Here is an 8,883-nt window from a genome sequence, read left to right on the forward strand (position 1 = left end):
CCTCCGATGGCACCTTCCCGCGGATACTGATAGCTCGTACACGATCCCTTTGCGTGCGCACCGAGCGCGGTTCGAAGCATGATGCTGACGTTGGTGGGTGGTGCGGAAGGTGCTGGTGAGTCAGGTCTGATTTGACCTTGCGCCCTTCATCCCGCCTCGGTCGCGCGAGGAGGGCGACGGCTCGGTGTCGATGATCGATGGTGGCAAGTGGACGGATACTCGCCTGAGCCCTTGCCCGTCGGGGCCGATCGTGGCTGAGCCGCCGAGTTCCTCGGCGCGGGCGTGGATCGATGCCGCGCCGATCCCCGGTCGGGCCGGCGCCGATCGGCCGTCATCTGGCGCGCTGGCCTTGTCGCCGCCGTGGGTGTCCTCGGTGATCGGGTTCTGGACGACGATGTGGAGGGCGCCGTCGGGGGTGAGGGTGGCGCAGGCCTGGACGGGCGAGCCGGGTCCGTGGTGGTCGGCGTTGGTCAGGGCCTCGCTCACAATGCGATAGACCGCGACTTGTCCGGCAGCGGTGAGAACAGGGGGCGGGTCGGGCACGTCGAGGTCGGCTCCGATGCGGTCGGCGCGGCGTGCCAATGCGCCCCAGAGGCCGCGCTCCTGAAGTTCGATCGGCCGCAGCCCGTCGACCACCCGCCGAACTTCCTCGAGCGCGGTCCGCAGGTCAGCCTGCACGACCTCGAGTTGGGCATCGACCTCGTCGGGGTGCGAGCGCAGCAGGTTACGCGCGGCATCCGCACGGAATGCCGCTCCGGTCAGCAGAGGCCCGAGTCCGTCGTGGAGATCGCGGTGGAGGGCCACGCGCTCCCGCTCGCGTGATTCGACAGTGGCGGCGCGGGCGTCACGGAGCTGCTTCGAAAGGTCTGCCTGACGCGACAGCAACGCGAGCGGTAGCGCGACGAGCTCGAGCGCGGCACGATCGTCGGCGTGCAGCGCCTTCTCGCCGGGGCGGAGGGCCACGCGCAGGGCGAGCGAACCGTCGGGGGTGACGGGCACCTCAACCTCCCGGCCGCCGGCATGTCCGCGCCGCACGGTGGCGACCGACTTGTTGTCGACGATCAGCGTCAGCCCGGGGAGGCGCAGCAGTGCAGCGGTCTCGGCGACGGCTGCGGCAACGCCTGCTTCGGATCCGTCGTGCCGTTGCCGGACGCGGCGTGCGGTGCCGGCCGGATCGTCACGCCCTCCGTACAGGGTGCGACCGACGGTGCGGCGAAGCAGTCCGACGACCGGTTGAAAGAGCAGTGCGATCCCGATCGCCGCGACAGTCTGCACGGTCCGTTCCACGCTCGGCGGCACCAGCAGGGAGACGACGGCAACGGCCCCCGCGTAGATGGCGACGACGATGATGATCGCTGCCGAGTAGACGAGAACGGTCGACTGATCGACGAGGATGAGCGCGAACGCCGTCACGTTCAGCAGCGACCCGAGAGCAGCGAAGACGACGGCGCCGGCGGGGACGACCTCGGCGGGGGCGAAGAACGCGGGGATGGCGGTCAGGATGCCGACCAGCTGGAGCACGGCGATCGTCAGGCACGCGCGTGAACCTCCGCGCCAAGCCGGGATGAGGAGAACGAGCGTCGTTACGGCGATCCCGATCGACAGAATCGCCGCCGCGATCGGTAGAACGATCGAGCCTGAGGAGTCCGGTGCGATGTCGAGGGCAGGTGCGGTGCCCAGCACGCTCAGGATCGTGGCGAGCACAAGGCCCACGCGGCGGGCGATCACCGGCCGAGCCCACCCTCGCGGGCCATCACGATCGCTTCAGCCCGTGTCGCAATGCCGAGCTTGAGGAAGATCGCAGAAATGTGATTGCCGACGGTCTTCGCCGCGATCCCGAGCCGCGCGCCGATCGCATGATTGGGTGCACCACGTGCGATGAGGTCGAGCACCTCCCGTTCCCGTGCCGTGAGCTGAGGGAACGGATCGGCCGCGGACCGGCGGAGCGACCCGCCCAGCACGCGCGCGGCGACCTCGGGTGAAAGCACGGCGCCGCCTGCAGCCACGGTGCGCACGGCACGATCGATCTCGTCGGGTTGAGCGCCTTTCAGCAAATACCCCCGCGCTCCGGCCGCGAGAGCATCCGCGATCTCCTCGTCCTCGTCGAACATCGTGAGGATAATCACGGCAACGCCAGGGAGATCAGCCGTCAGGCGTCGCGTGGTCTCCACCCCATCCAGCACCGGCATCCGCAGGTCCACGATCGCGACATCCGGGCGCGTCACCAGCGCCTCCCGGCACGCGGCAGCGCCATCGCCAGCCTCCGCCACCACCTCGACACCCTCGAGCGTGCTCAGCAGCGCAGTCAGCCCACCACGGACGACGGGATGGTCGTCCGCGACCAGGACACGAATCGCGGCGTCTGACATGGACACATTCTGCCGCTGACCGCGCCCCGCATCTGGGGTTCAGCCCCCAGACGTGCCGGGCACGATTTCCCGGACCGTGCCCACGTCCCGGGGGACGGACCCCGCGCCCAAGGCGACGCGGGGACGAGATCGTGAGTCATAGCCGGACATGCCGGCACCCCATCGAGAGGAGTTCGTCATGACCGCAATCACCGCATCCCCTCCGCTGCGCCGAGCCGTGCCGCTTCGCATCGGCCTCGTGCTCGCCACACTGCTCGCCGTCGCCGGAGCCGTTCCCGCACTGATGATCGGACTCGACGGAAGCGCCTGGGACCCGATCGTCATCATCATCGCCGTGCTCTCAGGTGGCGTCGCCCTCGGAACCCTCGCGCTCGTCGCGTTCGCCTGGAACGGCCGGCGCGGGCCCTGTATCGCGATCATCGCCCTGCAAATCGTGTCCATTCTGCCCGCGCTTCCCGCGTTCCTGCTCCCCGCCGAGGAGACCGGCCCTGGCGCGGTCATCGGTGCGGTGATCGGCATCGCCCTCGCCCTCGCTGCGTGCGCACTCATCGTCGTGGGGATGCGCCGCACCGAATAGCCGACCGGTGGCCGGGTCGCGCGCATAGTCGACCCGGCCACCGCGCGCTCGCGGCGACGACGACGCACCAGTCCAGACACTCGGCGCGTCACAACTGATCCCTCCGCGGGCACTGTCAGTACGCGCCCCCGCCGGCGGCGACCCAAGGCCATCGCCGGTAGGGGCTGCGGCCTGGGCTCAGAAGATGTGCGCGTCGCTCGCGGCACGGAACGCTGCCCGGCGACGCTGTAGTTCGCGGTAGACGGTGGCCCGAGAGACACTGAACAGCTCGGCGATCTCGGTTTGGGTGTACTCGCCGCGGTCCTGGACGTCGAACATCAGCTTTCGCTGCGTTGTCGACATCTTCGGCTGCTTACCCTTTAGGTGACCTTTCGCGCGGGCGACCGCCATCCCCTCCTTCGTGCGCATGCTGATTAGGTCGCGTTCGAACTCGGCAACCATCGCGAGCACATTGAACAGCAACCGCCCCACTGGGTCGGTGGGGTCGTACCTGCTGCCGCCAAGACTGAGCGCGACGCCTTTCGTCGTCAGCTCGTCGGCGATGTCGCGCGCATCCTTCACGGACCTGGCGAGCCGGTCGAGCTTTGTGACTACGAGGGTGTCGCCTTCTCGGACTGCGGCGAGCGCTTCGCGGAGCCCTGGCCTGGCGCGGTTGGTGCCGGTCAGCCCGTGATCGACATAGATGTTCGAATCGAGAACCCCGAGCCGCAATAGCCCGTCCCGCTGCGAAGTGAGGTCCTGATCAGCGGTCGAGACTCTGGCATAGCCAATCTGTATTCCATTCATGCCATCGAGCTTGATCCCGGAGGTCGGCGGCGGACCCCGGTCGGATCCGTATCCGGGCGATGCGCAGTCAGGGGGTGTTGCGGGCGTGGCGTGATCGTGCGGGCGAGGGGAGGCGCCGTTCATTCGCGCAGCAACGACGATCGGCGTGACGTCTCCCGCGCCGCCACCACGTAGAGGACGACCCGGGAGGCGGGGTCGCTTGCTCGGGCCCTCTACGTGAGAGGCAGATCGGTGAGGCAGGTGGGGTCATCCGCGCCAGTGGAGATGGGGGTGGTGATCGAGCCGTTCTCGTGCGTGATAGTGAGTGTGGCGTCGATGTCGCGGGGAAGCCACAGTCCGACGAAGCCGTTGCTGTTCGTCGTGCGTTCTTCGTCGAGCAGCACCTCGCCATCGTCGCCGACGACCGTGAGGTGGAGGGGCTCGTCGCCGAGCTCTCCGACGCAGGTGGTCAGACTGTGGAAGTAGCAGTCGTGCGTGGTGTTCCGGTACGGCGCGACGGAGAGGTAGAACTCGTCCTCGAGTGGGACGGAGGTCTCGGGCCCACCGTCGACGGTGAACAGCACGGCGTTCGGGCGCACGGATGCGATCAGGTCGTCGCGTCGGTCGTCGACCGGTGTCGCTTCGAGCTCGTCGATGACCTGGTGGATGGTCTGGTCGGGGAAACCGGCGGCGGCGAGTGGATCGGTGGTCGTACTGTCGGGGGTGGCGGCTGCGCAGCCGGTGACGAGGAGCAGGGTGGTCGCGAGGATCACGCCGAGGTTGGTTTTCGATGCGCGAGGCATGGCAGGGTTCACTTTCGTCGAAGGTTGTGTGGGCGCCCGGGGACGGGCGATGCGGTTGCCGGCGAACAGTCCCGGCGGGCCGCACTCACGTTCGACTGACTGAAAGCTCCCAGAGCGTGAGGGAGCGCGGCGCAGCTGCTCCTTCGGCGGGCGACGGCTGTCGTGCGCCGGGAGACAGCGCGCGGAACCAGGCTCGCGTCGGCACCACGCCCGCATGCACGGTGGGTGGCTGCAACGTCATCCCGCAGTGCACGCCCATCGCGGCGTGCGGGCTGCCGTTTCCATCCGGGCACACCGCGCACCCCGCGCAGTCCGAGAGATCCGGGGAGTGGGTGCTCTCGCTCTGCGTCGACATCGCGGGCGCGGCATCCGCGGCCGTCGCGGGAGAAACATGCAGGGCGAGGAGAGCGACGAGGACCAGCCCGATGACCGCGCACATGCCGCGCCGCCGTGCGTGGCGGCGAGGGCTGGTGGTCCCGGATGAGGGCATGACTCCCTCAGGATGTCACGGCAATCGCGTGTCGCTACCCAGCCTTCTGACAGGAAAAACCAGCGGGCGGTGGGGTGGGGTGAATACCCCGGTGGGGTACTCTGCGAACCAAGGAGACCTGTGGCCCTGGACACGACCCGAACTCGTTTGCATCCGCCGATACTGTGGCGGTGGATGCTGTCGGTGTTGCTCGCGGCGCTGGTGATGGTGGGGCTGCTGGGCATGCACACGCTCATGACCGGGCACTCTGACGCGCCGATGGCGGCCATGGCGAGCATCGACGCCGAGCACGGCCACGGGTCATCGGGCGACACCGACTCCGTCGCCGAAACCACCTGTGCGGACTGCGTGCCCGGTGGGGCGCATGACGCGTTGATGGCGGCGTGCGTGCTAGGTCTGCTGGCGGTGGTGCTGTGGGCGGCGCGCTCCGGACCCGGGGTCATCCGCGGCCGAAGCCGCGGGCCGGGCCCGCTGGCGCGTGTGGTCGGGGTGCTGTTGTCGGTGCTGCCCCGTCCGCCGTCATTGCTGGACCTGTCCATCAGCCGAACGTGAACCGACCGTCCCGGCCCTGTGGCCGGGACTGAGTCATGCCCGCACGCGGGCGAAGTTCACCGATTGATGGAGAAGGGCCAATGGTTGTGAAGAAGTTCCGATGGACGGTATTGGCCGTCGTGCCGCTCACGGTAGCGGTGTCGCTGGCAGGGTGCGCCTATGTCGGCGGCGGATCGATGCCGGGGATGGATCAGGGCGGGATGTCGTCCACGTCGCCGTCTGCCCAGGTCAACGCGGCGGACGAGATGTTCGTGATGATGATGATTCCCCACCACGAGCAGGCGGTGGAGATGAGCGACACGATCCTCGGCAAGCACGGCATAGACGAGCAGGTGCGAGACCTGGCGCAACAGATCAAGGACGCGCAAGGCCCCGAGATCGAGCTCATGCAGTCCTGGCTCACCAGTTGGGGAATGAGCGCTAGCGGCGACATGAGCGGGATGGGGCACGGCGACGGGATGATGTCGGATGGCGACATGGCTGCGCTGGAAGCCGCCGACGGCGCGGAGGCGGCGCGGTTGTTCCTGGAGCAGATGATCGTGCACCACGAGGGCGCGATCGAGATGGCGCAGACCGAACTCGACCAGGGAGCAAACGAGGAGGTGATCGCGCTCGCACAAGCGATCCTGGACACGCAGACTACCGAGATCGCCACGATGGAGAACCTGCTCACCCAGAACTGAGGAATCATTCCGAGGGTCTCGCCCTGTCGAACGCGAGACCCCTCGGAATACCCGAGGGGGGTATCCCGGTTGATGGATGACATGTCGGCAATCCGAGGAAGGGCACCCCGCCTGACGCCGGAATCATCCGACCACAGACCAGCGAGGAGGCTCGTCATGACCGATCCGCACGCACACCACCACGACCCATCACGGGGAACACGCGAGGCGCCGGTCGGCTCTCACGTCGCTGAGCACGGTGGCCACCACGTGAACGGCATGGACCACCCGGCCGGGCACGACCCTCACGGCGAGCATGATCACCCCGGTGGGCATGCCGGGCACGGGGCCGATCATGTGGCACGGTTCCGGCAGTTGTTCTGGATCAACCTGATCCTCGCGGTGCCGGTGGTCGCGTTCTCGAGCATGTTCGCCATGCTCTTCGGGTACTCGCTGCCCGACGCCCCCGGCATCAACCTGATCGCTCCGCTGGTCGGTACTGTCATGTATTTCTGGGGCGGCTGGCCGTTCCTGTCCGGCGCGGTCAGCGAACTGCGGGCACGCACGCCCGGGATGATGCTGCTCGTCGGCGCGGCGATCACCGTCGCGTTTCTCGCATCCTGGGGCGCCAGTCTGGGCCTGCTGCACCATGAACTCGAGTTCTGGTGGGAGCTCGCGCTGCTGATCGTGATCATGCTCCTCGGCCACTGGATCGAGATGCGCTCCCTCGCCCAGACCACATCAGCCCTGGATTCACTCGCCGCGCTTCTGCCTGACGAGGCCGAGCGCGTCGACGGCGACCAGATCGTGACGGTTTCCCCCGCAGACCTCCGTGTCGGCGATGTGGTCGTGGTCCGTCCCGGCGGCAGCGTCCCCGCCGACGGCCGGATCGTCGACGGGCGGGCGGACATGGACGAGTCCATGGTCACCGGCGAATCACGCCCCGTCTCCCGCAGCACCGGCGACACCGTCACCGCGGGGACCGTCGCGACCGACTCCGGCCTGCGCGTCCAGGTCACCGCGACCGGAGACCAGACCACCCTCGCCGGCATCCAACGACTCGTCACCGACGCGCAGAACTCCACCTCCCGCGCCCAGCGCATCGCCGACCGCGCCGCCGGCTGGCTGTTCTGGTTCGCCCTCGGCGCCGCCGCGGTCACCGCCGTCGTCTGGACCCTCGTGGGCAGCCCGGACGACGCCGTCATCCGCACCATCACCGTCCTCGTCATCGCCTGCCCGCACGCGCTCGGACTGGCGATCCCGCTCGTGGTGTCCATCGCGACCGAACGCGCCGCCCGCGGCGGGGTGCTGATCAAAGACCGTCTCGCGCTCGAACAGATGCGCACCATCGACGCCGTCCTGTTCGACAAGACCGGAACCCTCACCAAGGGTGAACCCGTCGTCACCGCCATCGCCCCCGCCGGCGGTCACGACGCCGACACGGTGCTCGCGATCGCCGCCGCGGCAGAAGCCGACAGCGAGCACCCACTCGCCAAAGCCATCGTCCGTGCCGCGCAACACCGTGGCCTCCAGATCGAGAACGTCACCGGATTCACGTCCTCCCCGGCGGTCGGCGTGACCGCCACCCTGGACGGTCACGAGATCCGTGTCGGCGGTCCCCGCCTGCTCGAGGAGCTCGGCGCATCGGAAGTCGATGAAGCGGCATCCTGGCGCGCAGACGGCGCAATCATCCTGCACGTCGTCCAAGACGGCGCCGTGATCGGCGGACTCGAACTCGCCGACGAAATCCGTCCGGAATCCCGCGAGGCCGTCGACGCGCTCCACAAGCTCGGCGTCGAGGTCGTAATGATCACGGGCGACGCCGAGGCCGTTGCCCACGCGGTCAGCACCGACCTGGGCATCGACCGCGTCTTCGCCGGGGTGCGCCCGGAAGACAAGGCCGCCAAGATCGGTGCGCTCCAGGCCGAGGGGAAGAAAGTCGCCATGATCGGCGACGGCGTCAACGACGCCCCCGCCCTCGCAACCGCCGACGTCGGCATCGCTATCGGTGCCGGCACGGACGTCGCGATCGCCTCAGCCGGCGTGATCCTCGCCAGCTCCGACCCGCGCTCCGTGCTGTCCGTGATCGAACTGTCCCGCGCCAGCTACCGCAAGATGAAGCAGAACCTCTGGTGGGCCGCAGGCTACAACCTGATCTCTGTACCGCTCGCCGCCGGCATCCTCGCCCCCATCGGATTCGTGCTGCCGATGGCAGTCGGCGCGATCCTTATGTCCCTGTCCACCCTCGTCGTCGCCCTCAACGCCCAACTCCTGCGCCGGCTGGACCTCGACCCCGGGGTAAGCACGCGCGCGATCCTAACGAGATAGCTCAGAAGCGCACCCGGTACGCGGGATCCCTAATCGCGCAGGGCCCGCAAGCGGTCCGTGGTGGGCGAGTCTTCGCCTGTTCGCTAAGCCTCCGCGTGCGCGCAGAACCCCTGACACGGCTGGTCACGAGCGGGCACAAGCGCGATGAGGGGTCGTCGCAGGGTTGGCCCACAGAATTGACGAAGCCCGCGCGCGACTCGGTCGGGCGAGGGCTCCCTCAGCGCCACCGGGCGAACGGCAAGTGCCTGGGGGAGGGAGCGCCGACCGTATTTTGGCGCTCTTCGCCGGTGATGGGCGATGCACCCTGTGCGGCTTGCAGCACGGACGCCCGCTGCTA

Annotated in this window: 8 protein-coding genes; 4 read left to right on the forward strand and 4 right to left on the reverse strand. The window is 68.5% G+C overall.

The features are described 5' to 3' along the window. Positions 1–120: 120 nt before the first annotated feature. On the reverse strand, positions 121–1,728 hold the full coding sequence (locus tag ACRVYW_RS13950; RefSeq protein WP_431805343.1) for a sensor histidine kinase: 1,608 nt from the start codon (positions 1,726–1,728) through the stop codon (positions 121–123). Then, positions 1,725–2,369, reverse strand: a complete 645-nt coding sequence (locus ACRVYW_RS13955) for a response regulator (protein WP_431805344.1) — start codon at positions 2,367–2,369, stop codon at positions 1,725–1,727. The genes ACRVYW_RS13950 and ACRVYW_RS13955 overlap by 4 nt, the downstream gene beginning before the upstream one ends. Before the next feature lie 178 nt (positions 2,370–2,547). On the opposite strand from ACRVYW_RS13955, the gene ACRVYW_RS13960 reads away from it, so the two are divergent. Further along, positions 2,548–2,946 (forward strand): hypothetical protein, encoded by a 399-nt coding sequence (locus ACRVYW_RS13960; RefSeq protein ID WP_431805345.1) that lies wholly within the window; start codon positions 2,548–2,550, stop codon positions 2,944–2,946. 177 nt (positions 2,947–3,123) lie between these two features. Here the strand turns inward: ACRVYW_RS13960 and ACRVYW_RS13965 are convergent, their stop codons facing one another. Both ACRVYW_RS13965 and ACRVYW_RS13970 read right to left on the reverse strand, forming a co-directional pair. Continuing rightward, positions 3,124–3,732 carry a recombinase family protein gene (locus tag ACRVYW_RS13965; protein ID WP_292679364.1) on the reverse strand — a complete coding sequence of 203 codons (609 nt, stop codon included), beginning with the start codon at positions 3,730–3,732 and terminating at the stop codon, positions 3,124–3,126. 212 nt (positions 3,733–3,944) lie between these two features. Then, positions 3,945–4,514 carry a CueP family metal-binding protein gene (locus tag ACRVYW_RS13970; RefSeq protein ID WP_292859283.1) on the reverse strand — a complete coding sequence of 190 codons (570 nt, stop codon included), beginning with the start codon at positions 4,512–4,514 and terminating at the stop codon, positions 3,945–3,947. Between the two features lie 610 nt (positions 4,515–5,124). On the opposite strand from ACRVYW_RS13970, the gene ACRVYW_RS13975 reads away from it, so the two are divergent. The 3 genes from ACRVYW_RS13975 to ACRVYW_RS13985 all read left to right on the forward strand — a co-directional run bounded on the left by ACRVYW_RS13975 (position 5,125) and on the right by ACRVYW_RS13985 (position 8,546). After that, positions 5,125–5,556: a DUF6153 family protein gene (locus ACRVYW_RS13975; protein ID WP_431805346.1), complete on the forward strand. Its 432-nt coding sequence runs from the start codon at positions 5,125–5,127 to the stop codon at positions 5,554–5,556. Positions 5,557–5,636: 80 nt separating this feature from the next. Then, complete coding sequence (locus tag ACRVYW_RS13980; protein WP_431805347.1) at positions 5,637–6,239, forward strand: DUF305 domain-containing protein; 603 nt, start codon at positions 5,637–5,639, stop codon at positions 6,237–6,239. 156 nt (positions 6,240–6,395) lie between these two features. Beyond that, positions 6,396–8,546: a heavy metal translocating P-type ATPase gene (locus ACRVYW_RS13985; RefSeq protein WP_431805348.1), complete on the forward strand. Its 2,151-nt coding sequence runs from the start codon at positions 6,396–6,398 to the stop codon at positions 8,544–8,546. Positions 8,547–8,883 lie beyond the last annotated feature (337 nt).

Origin of the sequence: Microbacterium sp. bgisy203 (assembly GCF_965345155.1) — a bacterium.
Taxonomy (GTDB): Bacteria; Actinomycetota; Actinomycetes; order Actinomycetales; family Microbacteriaceae; genus Microbacterium.

Coding starts and splice junctions, on each gene's coding strand:
- ACRVYW_RS13980 (WP_431805347.1), top strand. CDS start 5,637: ATGGTTGTGAAGAAGTTCCGATGGACGGTATTGGCCGTCGTGCCGCTC.
- ACRVYW_RS13955 (WP_431805344.1), bottom strand. CDS start 2,369: ATGTCAGACGCCGCGATTCGTGTCCTGGTCGCGGACGACCATCCCGTC.
- ACRVYW_RS13985 (WP_431805348.1), top strand. CDS start 6,396: ATGACCGATCCGCACGCACACCACCACGACCCATCACGGGGAACACGC.
- ACRVYW_RS13970 (WP_292859283.1), bottom strand. CDS start 4,514: ATGCCTCGCGCATCGAAAACCAACCTCGGCGTGATCCTCGCGACCACC.
- ACRVYW_RS13960 (WP_431805345.1), top strand. CDS start 2,548: ATGACCGCAATCACCGCATCCCCTCCGCTGCGCCGAGCCGTGCCGCTT.
- ACRVYW_RS13965 (WP_292679364.1), bottom strand. CDS start 3,732: ATGAATGGAATACAGATTGGCTATGCCAGAGTCTCGACCGCTGATCAG.